Source organism: Thauera sp. AutoDN2 (assembly GCF_051280715.1).
Taxonomy (GTDB): Bacteria; Pseudomonadota; Gammaproteobacteria; order Burkholderiales; family Rhodocyclaceae; genus Thauera.
This window is the reverse complement of record NZ_JBNCAR010000004.1, coordinates 103292-120481: the sequence shown is the minus strand read 5'-3', so window position 1 is coordinate 120481 and position 17190 is coordinate 103292. Positions and strand designations below refer to the sequence as shown.

Genomic DNA, 17190 nt, shown 5'->3' with positions numbered 1-17190 from the left:
AACTGCCCAAAAATGCCGTCCTGCGCAGCGTCTCCAGCCGACGCACCAAACAATGCGAATCGGCGCCAGGCGGAGAGCGGGCACGAAAGAAGAGCGCGGATCATACATCACCGCAATGCACATTCAGATCGCCCGGACGCTCCAGGTGTCCGGCTTTTCCAGCCGCTATCCGCCCGCAGTATCCGAAATGCGCAATATGCACTTGCGCATTCGGGCCTCGACCGATTCAATGCGAGGCGCGGCAAACCTCTGACCTTTCCCGCACTCCTTTCTGCAGCGCGACTACGATGACCGAGCGAACAATCGAAAAAGAACAAGAAGCGAGCAGCAGTTTCAGCTTTGAAGACATGCGCCTGGCGGTTGGCGACCGGCTGCAGATCGAGTGCTCCGCCTCGACCGGCATGCAGCGCGCCTTCGTGCGCGTACTGGGCTACCTGGAAGGCGTCAGCCTGATGGTGACGGCACCGGCCGCGGGGCGGAACCGGATCGCACTGATCGAGAACGACCTGGTCATCGTGCGCGCCTTCTCGCGCCAAAGCGCCTTCGCCTTCCGAGCCTCGGTACTGCGCGCGTGCAAGCTGCCTTTCGATTACCTGCACCTGAGCTTTCCGACCAAGGCCCAGGGCACGCTGATCCGCAAGGCGGTGCGGGTGCGCACCAGCATTCCCGCCCAGGTCGGGAAGGGAGACGGCGGCGAAATGGCTCAGGGAACCCTGCTCAACCTCAGCGCCACCGGCGCCCTGATCCACAGCCTCGTCCCGCTCGGCGAGGAGGGCGGGCTGGTGCGGCTGCGCTTCGAGACCAAGCTCCATGATGTGGAGTCGGTCATCGACGTGGCGGCGGACATCCGCAACGTTCAGGAAGGCGCGGCGGAGGGCGAGGACGACGTCGAGTACCAATATGGCGTCGATTTCCGTGATCTGTCACCCACCGACCGCATGCAGATCAAGAGCCTCGTCTATCAGATAGTGATCGAGCACCCCCGCCAGGTCATCTAGCCCCGATCGCGCTCACAGCATCTTGCCCGGGTTGAGGATGCCCTTCGGGTCCAGCGTCGCCTTGAGGCTGCGCATCAGAACCAGTTCGGCCTCGTTGCGCGAATAGTGCAGCCAGTCGCGCTTGAGCACGCCGATGCCATGCTCGGCAGACACCGATCCGCGGCGGCGGCGCACTACGCCATAGACCGCTTCCTCGATCGCATGCCGTGTCGCTGCGTCCTCAGGCACACGGCCCACCAGCACATGCAGGTTGCCATCGCCCACATGACCGAAGAACAGCGCGGGCAGCGCCGGCCAGCCGGCCTGCAGGTTCTCGCGCACGGCCTGTGCGCAGGCGCCGATCTCCGCCACCGGCACCGAGACGTCGAAGTTCAGCGTCGGCGCGTAGTCGCGCACGATCTCGGCGATTCCATCGCGGATCGCCCACAGCGCCTCGGCATCGGCCACCGACTGCGCCAGCGCCGCATCGAGCAGGAACCCCTCCGCCAGCGCCTCTTCCAGCATTGCCTCGAAACGTCGCGTGTCCGTCTGCGGCTGGCCACCCTGCATGTCGATCAGCACCAGGACCGGGTGGTCGTCCCCGAGCGGTCGCCGGCTACCCGTCGCAGCAAGCGCGGCCTCGAAGTAGTCGCGCCACATGATCTCGAACGCGCTCACCTGCCCGGACAGACTCTGCTGCGCATGGCGCAGAAAGCGTAGCGCCGCATCGAAGTCGGGCACCGCCACCAGCGCGGTGCAGGTGGCGCGCGGCAAGGGCTGCAGCTTCAGCACCGCACGCGTGACGACACCGAGCAGCCCCTCGCTGCCGATGAAGAGGTGCTTCAGGTCGATACCGGCGTTGTTCTTGACCATGCGGTTCATCATGTCGAGCACGGTGCCATCCGCCAGCACGACCTCCAGCCCCAGCACCGAGTCGCGCGTATTGCCGTAGCGGATCACGCGATTGCCGCCGGCGTTGGTCGCCACGTTGCCACCGATCTGGCACGAACCGCGCGCACCGAGGTCGATGGCGAGCAGCGCACCTGCGTCACGGCACGCATCCTGCACCGTCTGCAGTACCGCGCCCGCCTGCACGGTCACCGTGCCGGAATCCACGTCGATCGCTTCAATCCGGTTCATGCGCTCGAGCGAGATCACGACCTCGCCCCCGCACGGCACCGCCCCCCCCACCAGCCCCGAGAGCCCACCCTGCGCCACCACGGCCTGACCATGCGCGTTACACAGCGCAAGCATGCGTGCAAGCTCGTCCGTGCTGCGCGGGCGCAGCACGGCCAGCGGCTCGCCACCCGGCAAGGCGCTCCAGTCCGTGCAGTGTCGGGGGTCGACCTCGGCACCGGAGAGCACTTCGGTGCCGAACTCAGCACGCAACGCTGCGAGCACGGGTGCAGAGGCTGGGGGAGAGAGAGAAGGGGAGGCACCGAGGGCGGAGAGTCGAGCGGCGGATTCGTTTTTGGGCATCATCTATACGAGCGGGAAAGTAGCGGGCGGGAGCCGGGACTGGCGACAACACGCCCTTTCAGACGAAGACGGGTTCGGGCTCGAGGCACACGCCGAAGCGTGCTTCCACATCGGCCATGATGGCCTGCGCCAGACGCTGCACATCGCCCCCCGTGGCGCCACCGTGGTTCACCAGCACCAGAGCTTGGTGGGAATAGCTGCCTACCGGCCCTAGGCTTCGCCCCTTCCAGCCAGCCTGCTCGATCAGCCAGCCAGCAGCGAGCTTCTCCTGCCCGGCGGCCTGGGGGTAGTGTGGCATGCCCGGGTGGGCGGCCAGCAGCCGGGCGCATCGTTCTGCGTCGACCACCGGGTTTTTGAAAAAGCTGCCGGCATTGCCGATCTCGGCGGGGTCCGGCAGCTTGCGGCGCCGGACCGCGATCACCGCATCCGAGACGGCCCGGGCCTCAGGTGCGCTGCAACCGCGCGCCGCAAGCTCGAGCGCGAGGTCTGCGTAGCGGGTGAGCGGCTGCCATGGCCGCGGCAGGCGAAAGCGCACCGTACTCACCAGCCACCTGCCCGGATTGCGCTTGAACACGCTGTCCCGATAGCCGAACCCGCAGGCCGCCAGGTCGAACATCCGCAGGGCACCCGTATCGAGATCGACCGCATCGAGCGACTCGAAGCGATCGGCCAACTCCAGGCCGTAGGCGCCGATGTTCTGGATCGGCGCGGCGCCGACCGTACCCGGGATCAGCGACAGGTTCTCCAGCCCCGGCCAGCCCTGGTCGAGCGTCCAGCGCACGAAGTCGTGCCAGCACTCGCCGCCCCCGGCCTCGATCGTCCAACCCTCGTCATCGACGCGCAGCAGGCGTCGGCCGTGGATCTCGACCTTGAGCACCGTGCCGTCGAAATCGCCGGTGAACACCAGATTGCTGCCCCCCCCTAGCACCAGTCGGCGCCCCGTACGCCACTGCTGTGTGGCGATGGCCGCGCGCACGTCGGCGACACTGCGCACCTTGACCAGGCACGCGGCGCGCGCGCGCAGGCCGAAGGTGTTCAGCCTGCGGAGGTCTGCTGCGGCAACGGCGCCGAGCGTATCCAGACCGTTCGATGGAGCCATTTCTCAGCGCTCCACCGAAACCGGGTCCGGCAGCCTGTCCCGGACCGGCTGGATCGGGAAGAAGCGGTCATAGCCGAGGTTGAATACGAAAGCGTAGAGGGTGTAGGTGATCGCCAGCGCGATGTCCGCGATGAGCGCATCGACCCAGCCCATGCCGGTCCACGCGACGATGACCGGCAGGGTCATCACCAGCAGGCCCGACTCGAAACCGACCGCATGCAGTACGCGCAGCCGCAACGGACGACGGTCGGCGGTGCGACCCGTAAGTCGACCTTCCACCCAGTCGAAGCTGGTGTTGTAGCAGCCGTTCCAGATCGCGGCGACCAGGGCCAGCAGTGCCAGCAAGCCGATGGAGTCGGTCAGCGGGACCCCGCTTGCCCAGGCGAAGGGCGGCGTGATCAGCACCAGGCCGCCGAGCTCGAACATTGCGATCTGGCGCAGGCGATCCGGGAAGGAGCGAAGCTTGGGTTTGGCAGACAAGGGGAAACCCTTCGGGCGGACGCATCTCTCGCGCACACCCTCATCCAGCGGGTCGTCCCGCAAAAAAAGGCCGACGTTCGCCGCGTGCATGCGCATGGCGGGCGGGGTCGTCCCCGCGTCGGTCCGGGTAAAGCAGACGGCGCGTGATTGGCGCCGCGCACAATTCTTGCAAGACCCCCGCCACTTGGCAAGGTATGCGGCGCCGCAACACCCGCACAATCCCGCGCACCGGACTTGCGCCCACCCCGCCGGCCACGCTGAAACGGCCCGCGCAGGGGCATGTTTGGGCGCGCCTGTTAGAATTCAGACACCGACGATCCTTCCACGGGCGCAGCGACCGCCCCCACACGGGGCGGACAGTCGTGTCCGCAATGCCCATGCTCCGCACCCTGGTCCCCATCGGCGCCCTGCTCACCGGCATCGCCCTCCTGCTGCTCGGCTCCGGGCTGCTCAACACCGTGGTCTCCCTGCGCGGCAGCCTGGAAGGCTTCTCGGACAACACCCTCGGCCTCATCGGCTCGACCTACTTCCTCGGCTTCTTCCTCGGCACCTTCGTCGCGCCGCGGCTGATCCGGCGCATGGGCCACATCCGCGCCTTCGCATTCTTCGGCGCCACGGTCGCGAGTTGCATCCTGCTCCATGCGGTGGTCGTGGATGCCTGGTTCTGGATGGGCCTGCGGGTATTCACCGGCGTGGGCCTGGTGGGCTTCTACGCCGTCATCGAGAGCTGGCTCAACGATCAGACCGCGCCCGAGCGCCGTGGCCAGGTGTTCGCCATCTACATGGTGGTGAACCTCGCTGCGCTGGCGGCTGCGCAGCAGATGCTGCGCCTGGATTCACCGCAGAACTTCACCCTGTTCGCGATCGCCGCGGTGTTCGTCTGCCTGTCGCTGCTGCCGGTCACGATGACGCGCTTTCCACAGCCACAGATCGGCAGCCGCCCGCGCCTGAATCTGCGCATGATCTGGCGTGCGGCCCCTGCCGCCTTCGTCGGCGCACTCTCGTCCGGCCTGTCGATGGGCGCGTTCTGGAGCCTGACGCCGGTGTTCGGCGAGCGCATCGGCCTGGACGCGGCCGGCATCGGCCTACTGATGACCACCGCAATCATCGGCGGCGCCGTGCTGCAGTGGCCGATGGGCCGCTTCTCGGACTCCGGCGACCGCCGCCTGGTGCTCGGCGTCGCAGCAGCCGGCGCCGTGGTGTCCGGCACCCTGGTCGCACTCCTCGGCCACATCGAATACGTGACCCTGGCCGGACTCTTCCTGTTCGGCGGCGCTGCATTCGCGGTCTATCCCATCGTGGTGGCCCACCTCGTCGACCACCTGCACCAGGACGAGATCCTGGCCGGCAATACCGGCGTGCTGTTCCTGCACGGCGTGGGCGCGGCGGCCGGCCCGGCCATCGCGGGCGCACTGATGGGCCATTTCGGCGCCATCGCGCTACCGCTGCACCTGGGCCTGGCGTTCGTGCCGCTGGCGATCTTCGCGATCATCCTTTCGCGTCGCACCACCGACGAGATCGTCGACGAACCCGCGCAGTTCACGCCGATGATGCGCACCTCGCCGGAGGTGCTCGAGATGGTCACACCGGACGAGAACGCCGGGAGCGCTCAGGACCCCGAAGCAGTTGAAGACAAGGTCGAGGATCAGGGCCCGCGCACCGCGCAGGACGCCTCCCCGGACGAAGCGCTCACGGCCGACGGCGATACCGAGGAGCCACAGACGATTCTGGCCCCGGAAGCCGCTCCAGCGCCCGGCGCAGCCCAGGCCGCGGCCGCATTCAGCGCAGAGGACTCCGAGGATCGAACCGGGACACCGCCGACGCTCCCGGCTGGCGTCGATCTGGCGCACGAGGGCGCAGACGCCGAAGGCTCAGCGGCGCAGGCCGCGCCGCCATCCGGCGAGCGCGACCCGGGCGCATTGCTCAAACCCCCGCCATCTTCTGCGCCCACCACAGGTATAGCGGAATCCCGAGCAGCAGATTGAAGGGGAAGGTGACCGCAAGCGCCGCGGCCACCCCGAGTGCGGGATTGGCCTCGGGCACGGCGATGCGCATCGCGGTCGGCGCCGCGATGTAGGAAGCGCTGCCGGCGAGCGTCATCATCAGCACCGTTCCGCCCACCCCCAGGCCCATTGCCTGCGCCACGGCCCAGCCTCCGAGCGCGAGCACCGGCGGCAGTGCAAGCCCGCAGGCCACCAGGAAGAAACCAGCGCGACGCAGGTCGGGCAATCGGTCGGCCGCGATCAGGCCCATCTCGAGCAGGAACAGGCACAGCGCGCCCTTGAACAGATCGACGAACAGCGGCGACAGCGGCTCCAGCCCCTGTGGCCCGGCGATCCAGCCGATCAGGATGCCGCCGCCAAGCAGCACCACGCTCTTGTTTGCGAACACCTCATGCACGAGCGCGCCCGCGGTGGAACTGCCATCCGCGGATTTCACGCCCCAGCGGGCGATCAGGGTGGCGACGATCAGGGCTGGCGCTTCCATCAGCGCGGCGAGCAGGGCGAGATGCCCCTCGACCTCGACCCCGCGTCCGGCCAGCACTGCTGCGCCAACCGCAAAGGTCACGATACTCACAGAGCCGTAGTGCGCAGACAGCGACGCCGCATCCGCACGCGAGAAGCGCATGCGAAAGAGCGGGAACACGAACAGCGGAATCGCTGCACCCAGGCCGATCGCGAGCAGGGCATCCAGCCACAGGGTCGCGCTCTCCGAGCGCGCAATCTCCACGCCCCCCTTCAGACCGATCGCCAGCAGCAGATAGATCGACAGGGTTTCGAAGACCGCTGCAGGCAGGCGCAGCCCGGAGCGGGCCAGGGAGGCGACGGCACCGAGGGCAAAGAAGAAGGGAACTGCATCGACCATGTGGGATTCCTTGCGGGGAGGTTCTTGCGACGGGGCCTTTACGACCGGACGCGTAGATTCTGCCGCAGCGCACACATGCAGAAAAATGATTTATTGTTGTAATGTAAATAGACTTTTCTCTATATCACCACTTTTACCTCTCCATCGATGCGTCTCACCTTCCATCAGCTGCGCCTGCTGCTCACCGTGTCGCGCGAAGGCACCGTCTCCCGCGCGGCGCAGCGGTTGCACCTTGCCCAGCCCACCCTGTCCGCACAGCTGCGCCAACTCGCCGACCAGGTCAGGCTGCCGCTGTTCGAGCGCATAGGCCGGCGCCTGCACCTGACGGCCGCAGGCAAGCTCGTGGTGGAAACCGCGGAACGCCTGGAGCAGGAGCTCGAGACCCTCGACGAACGCCTCGCCGGCTTGCGCGGTGACGTGGTCGGGCGCCTGCGCCTGGCGGTGGTGAGCACCGCGGAGACCTTCATCCCGCGCCTGCTCGGGGACTTCCGCCGCGAACGACCGGCCGTCGAGGTCTCGCTCGTGGTTCTCAACCGCGACGCGGTGATCCGCCGCCTGACCGACAACCTCGACGACCTGTACATCATGAGCCGCCCGCCCCAGGCGCCACCGGTGGTCGCCACGCCCTTCCTGTCCAATCCCCTCGTCGTCGTCGCGGCCGCCGATCATCCGCTGGCGAGCCGCGAGCGGCTTCCAATCGAGGCGCTCGCAGCAGAAGAATTCGTGCTGCGTGAGCACGGCTCGGGCACGCGCCAGGCCGCAGAGCAGTTTTTCGCAGCGCACGGCCTCGTGCTACGCCCCCGTCTGGAACTCGGCAGCAACGAGGCGGTGAAACAGGCGGTGGCCGGCGGGCTCGGGCTCTCCCTGCTATCCGCCCACGCCCTTGCCCATGCTGCAGACGAAGGCATCGCCGTCCTGCGCGTGAAGGAGACCCCCCTGCAGACACAGTGGCAGGTGGTGTACCCGGCGGGCAAGCAGCTCACCCCGCTCGCCGGAGCCTTCCTGGGCTTCCTGCGCGAGCGCGCCGCCGAGCTGGACCGCACCGCACAGGCGCGGCTGGCCGCTGCACGGCGCTAGGCCCTGGGTTTCACGTCGAGCGCGCAACTGCCTTCAAATTACCTTTTTGAATAACCTCTGCGCAATTTAGTCTTTGTGAAGCATAAAGGCCGGGATAAGCTGCGTCTTCTGCAAACCTCTCCCCGTCTCATGCTGATCCCGGAGATCCACGCCCCGCTTCTTGTCGGCCTCGTACTCATCGCCCTGTTCGCAGCCTTCGTGCGCGAATGGGTGAAGCCCGACGTGGCAGTGATGACTGCGGTCGCGGTGCTGCTCGCCGCGGGCGTGCTGGGGACGAAAGAAGTGCTCGGCGTGTTCTCCAACAGTGCGCCGATCACGATCGCCTGCCTGTTCATCCTCAGCGCGGCGCTGTCGCGAACCGGCTGCGTCGACCAGCTCGGCGAGTGGCTGGCGGCGGCAGCGGGCGGTGGAGAGCGCCGGCTGCTGCTGGCCCTGATCGTGGCCTGCGTGGCGGTGTCGCCCTTCATCAACAACACACCGGTGGTGATGGTGATGATCCCTGCGGTGATCGCTGTAGCGGCCCGCCAGGGCCTCGCGCCCTCGCGCCTGCTGATCCCGCTCTCCTACGCCACCATCCTTGGCGGGCTGATCACCATGGTCGGCACCTCGACCAACATCCTGGTCGACGGCGTAGCGCGCGAGCAGGGGCTGGCGCCGTTCTCGATGTTCGAGATCAGCCTGCCCGCGATCCTGATCGCACTCGTGGGCAGCGTCTTCATGCTGGTGTTGGCCCCGCGCGTGCTCCCGGTGCGCGAAACCCTGAGCCAGCAGTTCGGCAGCGCAGAGCGCTGGTTCATGACCGAGCTCTTCGTACCCGAGGGCTCACACCTGGCCGGCAAGACGTTGCGCGAAGCGCGCCTGTCCAATGGAACCATCAAGGTACTGAACCTGGTGCGCAACGACATGGAGCTGAAGGATCCGGCGCCTGAGACCCGGATCGCGGTCGGCGACCGCGTTGTGGTACACAGCCGTAGCGACGCAATGATCGCGCTGCGCTGCACCGACGCCGTCGGGCTACAGGCCGACGCGGGGCACGACATCGAGACGCTGCGCCGCCATGGCGTGGTGATGGTCGAGGCCATCGTCGGCCAGACCTCGCGCTACATTCAGCGCCCGATCCGCGACCTGGATCTGCTTGCGCGCTACGGCATCCATCTTGTCGCCGTGCACCGCCGCGACGCCTCGTTCGCGCAGATCGGCGACGATTTCCAGCTCCTGAGCGGCGACGTGCTGCTGGTGGAAGGCACGCCTGCGCAGATCAAGCGCTTCTGCGACAACGGCGACCTGTTCGCGATCACCGAGGGCCGCCAGATGGCGAGCCGCCGCCACAAGGCGCCGATCGCGCTGGCCACCCTCGCCGGCGTGATGCTGCTCGCCGCGCTGAACGTGATGCCGATCGAGGGCCTCGCGCTGATCGGTGCCGCGGTGGTGATCGCCACCGGTTGCGTCACCAGCGATGAAGCCTACAAATCGATCGAGTGGCCGATCCTGGTGCTGATCTTCGGCATGCTCGCGATCAGCATCGCGATGCGCAACTCGGGACTGGACCAGATGCTTGCCGGGCAACTCGCACAGTTCGGCGACGGGCTGTCGCCGTGGATGATGCTCTCACTGATGATCCTGATCACCTCGATCGCGACCGAAGCGCTGAGCAACAACGCGATCGCGGTGCTCTTCACCCCGGTGGCGATCGGGCTGGCGCAGCAGATGGGCGTGGACCCGCGCCCCTTCGTCGTCGGTGTGATGTTCGCCGCCAGTTGCAGCTTCGCAACCCCGATCGGCTACCAGACCAACACCCTGGTGTACAGCGCAGGCAACTACCGTTTCACCGATTTCGCGCGCCTGGGCCTGCCGATGAACCTTCTCACCTGGCTACTGTGCAGCGCACTGATCCCGCTGTTCTGGCCCTTCCACCCCTGAGCACGGGGCGCCCCTTTCGACACCCCGCCCCTGCCCCGACTCTCAGCCGCGGTGCACCGGCAGCGCACCGAAGGCCTGCGCCACCGGCATCAGCTCGATGGTGTTGATATTGACGTGCGCCGGCCGGGTGGCGATCCAGTACACCGAGTCGGCGATGTCCTCGGCGGTCAGCGGCTGCACGTCGGCATAGACTTTCGCCGCCTTGTCGTCGTCGCCGTGAAAGCGCACGTTGGAGAACTCGGTGCCGCCGCACAAGCCCGGCTCCACGTCGGTCACGCGCAGCGCGGTACCGATCAGGTCCGCGCGCAGGTTGAGGCTGAACTGGCGCACGAAGGCCTTGGTCGCGCCGTACACGTTGCCACCCGGGTAGGGCCAGCGCCCGGCGATGGAGCCGAGGTTGAAGATGTGACCACGATTGCGCGCCACCATGCCGGGCAGGAAGGCCCGCGTCACCTGCACCAACCCCGTGCAGTTGGTATCGATCATGGTGTGCCAGTCGTCCAGCGAGGCCTGGTGCGCCGGCTCGAGGCCGAGCGCGAGCCCGGCGTTGTTGACCAGCACATCCACCTCGGCGAAACCCGCCGGCAACGCCGCCGGCACGGCAGCGACCGCATCAGCGTCACGCACATCGAGCTCCACCGCCAGCAGCGCGTCGCCGAGCTCGGCGGCGAGCGCATCCAGTCGATCCTTGCGGCGGGCGGTGGCGACCACGCGGTGCCCTCCCTGGACGAAGCTGCGCGCGATGGCGGCGCCGAAGCCGGCAGAGGCGCCGGTGACGAAGACGATCATGAGTGGGACTCCTCGACGAATGCGATGAAGACTGTGCCACGCCCCTTGCGCGGAGCGGCACACGAACCGCCGATGGTAACGAAGCCGGGCACCGATGCCAAAGCTGGGTGCCCGGTGAGTCGGACACCCGGCAAACGGGTTTCCCGCACGCGGGACTGCACGACCCGCTACGCGCCTCCGTCGGCGAACGCCGCCAGCGCAGCGCGCAGCGCCGCCTCGTCCACGTCGTCCGCAAGCGCCGCGACCTGCGCACCTGCCAGCCACAGCGCCGCCTCCTTCATCTCGAAGGCGTCGCCCGCCTTGAGCGCGGCCACCACCGCACCCGCCTCGCGCGGCGAGGCGAAGCCCTCGCCCTGCAGCAGCAGGCGGCCATCGGCGTCGACGAGCTTGAAGTGGAAACGCCCATCCGCCTCACGGTACTGCTTGAACTGCGGCAGTGCAGCCTTGGCCTTTTCCGCCTTCGCCGCGCCGGCGACTGTGGAGAGCCGGCGCAGGCCGACGGCATGGCGCAACTCGGCAAGGAAGGGCGTGGCGATCGTGCGTGCCTTGGCGGCCCCTTCGTGCAACAGCTTCTCGATGCGCTCGGGCTCGGCAATCAGGGCCTCGTAGCGCGTGCGCATCGGCGCGACCGTGGCCTCGATCCTGTCGAACAGCGCCTGCTTGGCTTCACCCCAGGCAATCCCTTGCTCGAAGGCAGTGCGCATCGTGCGCGTCTCCTCCGCGCTGGAAAAGGCCTGGTAGAGCTGGAACAGCGCCGAGCCGTCGGCGTCCTTGGGCTCGCCGGGCGCCCGGGAGTCGGTGACGATCGAGAAGATCAGTTTCTTCAGATCGGTGGTGGGCGCGAACAGCGGGATGGTGTTGTCGTAGCTCTTGCTCATCTTGCGGCCATCCAGCCCGGGCAGGGTAGCGACCGAAGCGTCAATGGCGGCCTCGGGCAGCACGAAATGCTCGCCGTACAGGTGATTGAAGCTGCCCGCCATGTCGCGTGCCATCTCGATGTGCTGGATCTGGTCGCGTCCGACCGGCACGGAGTGCGCCTTGAACATCAGGATGTCGGCCGCCATCAGCACGGGATACATGTACAGGCCCATGTTCACTCCGGCATCCGGGTCGACGCCCTCGGCGGTGTTGCGGTCCACCGCCGCCTTGTAGGCATGGGCGCGGTTGAGCAGGCCCTTGCCGCAAACGCAGGTGAGCAGCCAGGTGAGCTCGGGGATCTCGGGGATGTCGGACTGGCGATAGAACCACACGCGATCGGTGTCCAGCCCGGCGGCGATCCAGGTGGCGGCGATCTCCAGCGTCGAGCGCTGCACGCGCAGCGGGTCGGTGGTCTTGATCAGCGCATGGTAGTCGGCCAGGAAGTAGAAGCTCTCCACCCCCGGCTGGCGGCTGGCAGCGACCGCCGGACGGATGGCACCGGCGTAGTTGCCGAGGTGGGGCGTGCCCGAGGTGGTGATCCCGGTGAGGACGCGCTGGACAGTCATGGATCGCTCCGGCTCAAACTGGACAAGGACCGCGAGTTTAACGACTTCGGCGAGCAGGGATAAGACGCAGATCGCTACGAAGCAGATCGTTATGCCCGTGCTGGACGCGCCGCAGCCCGCCATCGACGCGGGATCGGCTTCCGGAGCCGCATGCGGACCTACGATGACCGCAACAGCGGGCGCAAGGCCAGCAGGCCGAGCAAGGGTCCGGGCAGCAGCACCCAGGCAACGCGGTCACCGATCAGCGGCCACAGCCCGGTGGTGAGCTCGATCGAGGCCATGGTGATCGCGAATCCGATCGCATTCTGGAAGGCAAGCGCGCTGCCCACGCTTTCCTGTGGGCAGGCGCGCGCGGAAAGGGCGGAGAAGTGCGGCGAATCGGCCACCACACTTGCGCCCCACAGCAGCATCAGTCCCGCCAGCGCCAGCGGCGGCCAGGCGGTGGCAAAGGGATACAACGCGCAGCACAGCGCCGACACCGCCAGTGCCACCGCGGCCACCCGCGCGCTGCCGATGCGCCGGCTGAGCCAGCCACCGAGCACGCAGCCGACGGCACCGATGCCGATCACCGCGAAGGCCGGCCCGGAAGGCGCCCCGGCCTCGCCCCCCCGCGCTGCGCTCACCAGCAGCGGCACCAGCGTCCAGAAGGCATACAACTCCCACTGATGCCCGAAGTAGCCGAAGGCAGAAGCACGGAAGTCCGGTACCCGCAGCGCGTACAGCCCTTCACCCAGGCGCAGCTTCGGCGCACCGGCACGGCGGGGGAGATGCGGGCCGTCCCCGAGCGAGAAGATCATTCCCGCCGCCAGCAGCGCGAGGAGCGAGGACACCAGCAGCGTGGCTTGCCAGCCCCAACCGGAATCGAGCATGTGCACGCCGTGCGGCAGCGCCGTGCCCAGGGTCAACATGCCGACCAGCCACGCCAGCGCAGCCCCCGCCTGCTGAGGCACCCAGCTCACCACCAGCTTCATTCCGAGCGGATACACTCCGGCGAGCGCAAGTCCCACCGCAAAACGCCATACCAAGCCCTCGCCCAAGCCCTGGGCAAGCAAGGCAAAGCCGGCGTTGGCCATCGCCCCCGCGACCGCACAGACGGCGAAGATACGGCTCGCCGCAAAGCGGTCGGCCAGCCCGCTGAGTGAAAAGCCGAGCGTGCCGGCGATGAAGCCGAGTTGCACCGCGATCGTCAGCCGGCCAATGTCGGCTGGCTGCAGCCCCCAGGTGTACAGGAGATCCTCGCCGGCGGCGTTCGCGGAGAACCACAGCGAAGTGCCGAAGAGCTGGGCGAGGACGATGAGGAGAAGCGGAGGTGCACGCATGGCACCGCAGTGTGCGATGCCGGGTGCAGGGGCTCAAGCGGGGAAATCCCTCGCGCGGGACACCCAGGCCAGCACGCGGCGCGGCGCGCCCGAGCGGCGGCACCATGGGCGCGGCCGCCCGAACCGGTTAACATCGCACCTCCCATGCCGCGTGCGCGCCCCACCCCGTCCGGCAGCCGTACCCGCCCCCATCGTCAGCCCTCCGTTGCCAGCCCAGATCGTGATCCAGCCCCTTACCGAACGTCCCCGCGTCCCCGTCATCACCGTCGGCCTGCGCCCGCACCCCACCAGTCCGGATGCTGGCACGCCCGGCCAGGGTCCGGTGGGACGTCTGTTGGCGACGATGTACGCGCTACCGGAAGGCGGCGCCGTCTTCGAGTTCCGTATCGAAGGCGGCGCCCTCGATCAGCTCGTCATCCCGGCACCGCGTCGCCCCGCCGCAGCCGAGGCGTTGTGGGAGCACACCTGCTTCGAGGCGTTCCTCGGCCGACCCGGCGAGTCCGCCTACCGCGAGTACAACTTCTCGCCCTCGGGACAGTGGGCGGTATATGGGTTCCGGGCACCGCGCGAGCGCGATGAGGCCTACCGCCCCGCCACCCCACCGGAGATCCACTGCACGCAGGACGATGGAACGCTGCTGCTCGAAGCCCATGTCCCGGCAGCGCTGCTGCCGGACACAGGCGATGGCAGCGACCTGCAAGTTGGCCTCGCCGCGGTGATCGAGCGCCGGGACGGCCCGCTCGAGTACTGGGCGCTGCGTCACACCGCAGACCAGCCCGACTTCCACGCCCGGGATACGTTCGTCCTGAGCCTGACGGTCGGCGCAGACAAGGCGGATTGAAGGCATGGCCTCCCCTGTCCGCTTCGGCCTCGACCGTCTCCTCGCCGAGCCTGCCCTGCGCCGCCCGCTGGCCGGACGCCGGGTCGCGCTGCTTGCGCACCCGGCCTCGGTCACGCGCGACCTGACCCACTCCCTCGATGCGCTCGCCACCCTGCCGGACATCCGCCTGTCTGCGGCGTTCGGTCCCCAGCACGGCCTGCGTGGTGACAAGCAGGACAACATGGTGGAGTCGCCCGACTACACCGACCCGCTGCTCGGCATCCCGGTGTTCAGCCTGTACGGCGAGGTGCGCCGCCCCACCGCGGCGATGATGGACAGCTTCGACGTGCTGCTGGTCGACCTGCAGGATCTGGGCTGCCGCATCTACACCTTCATCACCACGCTGCGCTACGTGCTGGAAGAGGCGGCACTGCATGGCAAGTCGGTGTGGGTCCTCGACCGCCCCAACCCCGCCGGAAGGCCAGTCGAGGGCACGCTGCTGCGCGAAGGCTGGGAGAGTTTCGTCGGCGCCGGCCCGCTGCCGATGCGCCACGGCCTGACCATGGGCGAACTCGCACACTGGTTCGTGGCCACGCTCGGGCTGGATGTGGACCTGCATGTGATCGACATGGAGGGCTGGCAGCCGGGCGTCGCGCCCGGACATGGCTGGCCGCTGGGCGAGCGGACCTGGATCAACCCCAGCCCCAACGCGCCCAACCTATGGATGGCGCGCGCCTACGCAGGCACGGTGATGCTGGAGGGCACGACACTGTCCGAAGGCCGCGGCACCACCCGCCCGCTGGAGCTCTTCGGCGCCCCGGACCTCGACGCGCGCACGCTCATCGCCGAGATGCGCGCCCTCGCCCCGAACTGGCTCAAAGGCTGCCTGCTGCGCGCATGCTGGTTCGAGCCCACCTTCCACAAGCATGCGGGCAAGCTGTGCACAGGCGTACAGATCCACGTCGAGGACGCCGCGCACTACGACCACGCCACCTTCCGCCCCTGGCGGGTACAGGCGCTTGCGTTCAAGGCCATCCGCCGCCTGTGGCCCGAATATCCGCTGTGGCGCGACTTCGGCTACGAGTACGAGTTCGACCGGCTCGCAATCGACCTGATCAACGGCTCGCCGCTGCTGCGCGAATGGGTGGACGACCCGCACGCACCTGCGGAAGCGCTGGACGAAGCAGCGCGCGCCGACGAAGCGGCGTGGGAGCAGGCCCGCGCCCCCTTTCTGCGCTATCCGGCCTGAGCCGCCACGCGCTGTCGCGCCTCGGCGAGCGCACTCGGCAGATCGTCGCGCAGGATCGCCACCGGCAGGCAGGGCGCGCGCAGGCGTTGCAACTGCGGGAGAATGGCCGTGGGCACCACCACCAGCGTCTCGATGTCCTGCGCGCGTAGACGCTCGATCATCTCCTCGAGCGCAAACTGCGCCGACAGATCCATGAAGGGCACCCGGCTGCAGTCGAAGAGCGCAATGCGGGTTCCGATGACCTGATCCACACGGTCAAGCAGCTGGCTCGCCGACCCGAAAAAGAACGCACCGTCGATCTCGATCACCCGGATACCGCTCTCCAGGTCCGCGCCACCGTCCCCCTCGAGCACGCGTTCGGCATGCGGCAGCGGACGCACATTGAAGCGGGCTTGGCGAACGAGCTGATGAATGATCAGCGCCATCGACAGCACCACCCCCACCCCGACCGCCACGATCAGGTCCACCAGCACGGTGAGCACGAACACCGCAAGCATCACCGCCACGTCTGTGCGCGGGGCGGTGCGCAGCAGGCGCAGCAGGCGGTAGTCGAGGATATCGATGCCGACCTTGATCAGGATGCCCGCCAGCACCGCGAGCGGGATCTCGCTCGCGAGCGGCCCCAGCCCCAACAGCAGCGCGAGCAGGAAGAGTGAATGCATCACCCCCGATGCGCGCCCACGGCCACCGGACTTGATGTTGACCACGGTACGCATGGTCGCCCCTGCCCCCGGCAGGCCACCGACGAAGGCGCACAGCAGATTGCCCAGTCCCTGCCCGATCAGTTCTCGATTGGACTGGTGGCGGGTACGCGTGATCGAGTCGGCCACGAGCGAAGTGAGCAAGCTGTCGATCGCACCCAGCATGCCGAGTGTGATGCCGAGCACCAGCACGGTCGTCCACGTCTCCAGCGAAACAGAGGGAAGCATGAGATCGGGCAGCCCGGCGGGGATGTCTCCAATCACCGGCACGGAGAAACCGGCGGTGACCGATAGCGCCGTCATGACGATGAGCGCGACCAGAGGCGCCGGCACGATCCGGCTTACCGCCATCGGCATGCGAAAGACCACCAGCAGGGTGAGGAAGCCGAGCAGCAGCGCCTGCCCGTTGAACGCCGCGATCACATCCGGCAGCGCGAGTGCGGCACCCAGGGGCGAGGATTGCGGCGTCGCCCCGAGCAGCGGCGCGGTCTGCAGCAGCACGATGATGACGCCCACGCCGCTCATGAAGCCGGAAACCACCGGGTAGGGGATGAAGCGGACCATGCCGCCTGCACGCAGCAGACCAAGCGCGATCTGGACCAGACCGCCGACGAGGACCGCGGCCATGGCCAGGCCGATGTTGCCCCCCACCGCCAGCAGCGCGGACGCGAACACGACCGTCATCGGCCCGGTTGGCCCCGAGATCTGCGTGCGCGTGCCGCCGCACAGGGCCGCAACCAGACCGAGCACGATCGCACCGTACAGCCCCGCCGCAGCGCCAGCCCCGGAGGCCACACCGAAGGCGAGCGCCAGCGGCAACGCGACCACCCCAGCCGTCAGGCCGCCGAAGAAATCGCCGCGCAGGCGCCCGAACGCCTTACCCAGATCCCCCATGCACGTCTCCCGGTGTGGCGATGGAGGCCGCGGCGCA

General features: G+C 68.1%; 14 protein-coding genes. 6 read left to right on the top strand and 8 right to left on the bottom strand.

Annotation, left to right across the window (positions count from 1 at the left end; genetic code table 11):
• Nucleotides 1-287 precede the first annotated feature (287 nt).
• Nucleotides 288-998, top strand: coding sequence for a flagellar brake protein (locus ACPT9U_RS04090; RefSeq protein ID WP_435749982.1), 711 nt, complete (start codon nt 288-290; stop codon nt 996-998).
• Between the two features lie 12 nt (nt 999-1010).
• Here ACPT9U_RS04090 and ACPT9U_RS04085 read toward each other — a convergent pair whose 3' ends face one another.
• From ACPT9U_RS04085 to ACPT9U_RS04075, 3 genes are all read right to left on the bottom strand, one after another.
• Complete coding sequence (locus tag ACPT9U_RS04085) at nt 1011-2378, bottom strand: FAD-binding oxidoreductase (RefSeq protein ID WP_435749981.1); 1368 nt, start codon at nt 2376-2378, stop codon at nt 1011-1013.
• 136 nt (nt 2379-2514) lie between these two features.
• Nucleotides 2515-3555 carry a UDP-N-acetylmuramate dehydrogenase gene (murB, locus tag ACPT9U_RS04080; protein WP_435749980.1) on the bottom strand — a complete coding sequence of 347 codons (1041 nt, stop codon included), beginning with the start codon at nt 3553-3555 and terminating at the stop codon, nt 2515-2517.
• 3 nt (nt 3556-3558) lie between these two features.
• Entirely contained in the window at nt 3559-4035 is a 477-nt protein-coding gene (locus ACPT9U_RS04075; protein WP_435749979.1) for a PACE efflux transporter, read from the bottom strand.
• Between the two features lie 377 nt (nt 4036-4412).
• Between ACPT9U_RS04075 and ACPT9U_RS04070 the strand changes: the two genes are divergently transcribed.
• Nucleotides 4413-6020 carry an MFS transporter gene (locus ACPT9U_RS04070; RefSeq protein ID WP_418363872.1) on the top strand — a complete coding sequence of 536 codons (1608 nt, stop codon included), beginning with the start codon at nt 4413-4415 and terminating at the stop codon, nt 6018-6020.
• Here the strand turns inward: ACPT9U_RS04070 and ACPT9U_RS04065 are convergent.
• Nucleotides 5959-6900, bottom strand: a complete 942-nt coding sequence (locus ACPT9U_RS04065; RefSeq protein ID WP_435749978.1) for a sodium-dependent bicarbonate transport family permease — start codon at nt 6898-6900, stop codon at nt 5959-5961. The genes ACPT9U_RS04070 and ACPT9U_RS04065 overlap by 62 nt on opposite strands.
• 147 nt (nt 6901-7047) lie before the next feature.
• On the opposite strand from ACPT9U_RS04065, the gene ACPT9U_RS04060 reads away from it, so the two are divergent.
• Both ACPT9U_RS04060 and ACPT9U_RS04055 read left to right on the top strand, forming a co-directional pair.
• Nucleotides 7048-7977, top strand: coding sequence for a LysR family transcriptional regulator (locus ACPT9U_RS04060; protein ID WP_435749977.1), 930 nt, complete (start codon nt 7048-7050; stop codon nt 7975-7977).
• A gap of 129 nt (nt 7978-8106) precedes the next feature.
• Complete coding sequence (locus ACPT9U_RS04055; RefSeq protein WP_435749976.1) at nt 8107-9897, top strand: SLC13 family permease; 1791 nt, start codon at nt 8107-8109, stop codon at nt 9895-9897.
• A gap of 42 nt (nt 9898-9939) precedes the next feature.
• Here the strand turns inward: ACPT9U_RS04055 and ydfG are convergent, their stop codons facing one another.
• The 3 genes from ydfG to ACPT9U_RS04040 all read right to left on the bottom strand — a co-directional run bounded on the left by ydfG (nt 9940) and on the right by ACPT9U_RS04040 (nt 13489).
• Nucleotides 9940-10686, bottom strand: a complete 747-nt coding sequence (gene ydfG / locus ACPT9U_RS04050) for a bifunctional NADP-dependent 3-hydroxy acid dehydrogenase/3-hydroxypropionate dehydrogenase YdfG (RefSeq protein ID WP_418363876.1) — start codon at nt 10684-10686, stop codon at nt 9940-9942.
• Between the two features lie 167 nt (nt 10687-10853).
• Nucleotides 10854-12170, bottom strand: coding sequence for a tryptophan--tRNA ligase (locus tag ACPT9U_RS04045; RefSeq protein ID WP_435749975.1), 1317 nt, complete (start codon nt 12168-12170; stop codon nt 10854-10856).
• A gap of 158 nt (nt 12171-12328) precedes the next feature.
• On the bottom strand, nt 12329-13489 hold the full coding sequence (locus tag ACPT9U_RS04040; RefSeq protein WP_435749974.1) for an MFS transporter: 1161 nt from the start codon (nt 13487-13489) through the stop codon (nt 12329-12331).
• Nucleotides 13490-13709: 220 nt separating this feature from the next.
• Here ACPT9U_RS04040 and ACPT9U_RS04035 point away from each other — a divergent pair, with 220 nt between their 5' ends.
• The gene (locus ACPT9U_RS04035; protein WP_418363879.1) at nt 13710-14330 is read left to right on the top strand and encodes a DOMON-like domain-containing protein; all 621 of its coding nucleotides are present in this window, start codon (nt 13710-13712) and stop codon (nt 14328-14330) included.
• 4 nt (nt 14331-14334) lie between these two features.
• Nucleotides 14335-15558 (top strand): exo-beta-N-acetylmuramidase NamZ family protein, encoded by a 1224-nt coding sequence (locus ACPT9U_RS04030; protein ID WP_435749973.1) that lies wholly within the window; start codon nt 14335-14337, stop codon nt 15556-15558.
• On the opposite strand, the gene ACPT9U_RS04025 is transcribed toward ACPT9U_RS04030, so the two are convergent.
• Nucleotides 15546-17153, bottom strand: a complete 1608-nt coding sequence (locus ACPT9U_RS04025; protein WP_435749972.1) for a SulP family inorganic anion transporter — start codon at nt 17151-17153, stop codon at nt 15546-15548. The genes ACPT9U_RS04030 and ACPT9U_RS04025 overlap by 13 nt on opposite strands.
• Nucleotides 17154-17190: the final 37 nt, after the last annotated feature.

Bases quoted from the DNA above. Each gene is read 5' to 3' on its own strand.
- ACPT9U_RS04065 (WP_435749978.1), bottom strand. From the start codon at position 6,900: ATGGTCGATGCAGTTCCCTTCTTCTTTGCCCTCGGTGCCGTCGCCTCC.
- ydfG (WP_418363876.1), bottom strand. From the start codon at position 10,686: ATGATCGTCTTCGTCACCGGCGCCTCTGCCGGCTTCGGCGCCGCCATC.
- ACPT9U_RS04040 (WP_435749974.1), bottom strand. From the start codon at position 13,489: ATGCGTGCACCTCCGCTTCTCCTCATCGTCCTCGCCCAGCTCTTCGGC.
- ACPT9U_RS04060 (WP_435749977.1), top strand. From the start codon at position 7,048: ATGCGTCTCACCTTCCATCAGCTGCGCCTGCTGCTCACCGTGTCGCGC.
- ACPT9U_RS04090 (WP_435749982.1), top strand. From the start codon at position 288: ATGACCGAGCGAACAATCGAAAAAGAACAAGAAGCGAGCAGCAGTTTC.
- ACPT9U_RS04030 (WP_435749973.1), top strand. From the start codon at position 14,335: ATGGCCTCCCCTGTCCGCTTCGGCCTCGACCGTCTCCTCGCCGAGCCT.
- murB (WP_435749980.1), bottom strand. From the start codon at position 3,555: ATGGCTCCATCGAACGGTCTGGATACGCTCGGCGCCGTTGCCGCAGCA.
- ACPT9U_RS04025 (WP_435749972.1), bottom strand. From the start codon at position 17,153: ATGGGGGATCTGGGTAAGGCGTTCGGGCGCCTGCGCGGCGATTTCTTC.
- ACPT9U_RS04045 (WP_435749975.1), bottom strand. From the start codon at position 12,170: ATGACTGTCCAGCGCGTCCTCACCGGGATCACCACCTCGGGCACGCCC.
- ACPT9U_RS04070 (WP_418363872.1), top strand. From the start codon at position 4,413: ATGCTCCGCACCCTGGTCCCCATCGGCGCCCTGCTCACCGGCATCGCC.
- ACPT9U_RS04055 (WP_435749976.1), top strand. From the start codon at position 8,107: ATGCTGATCCCGGAGATCCACGCCCCGCTTCTTGTCGGCCTCGTACTC.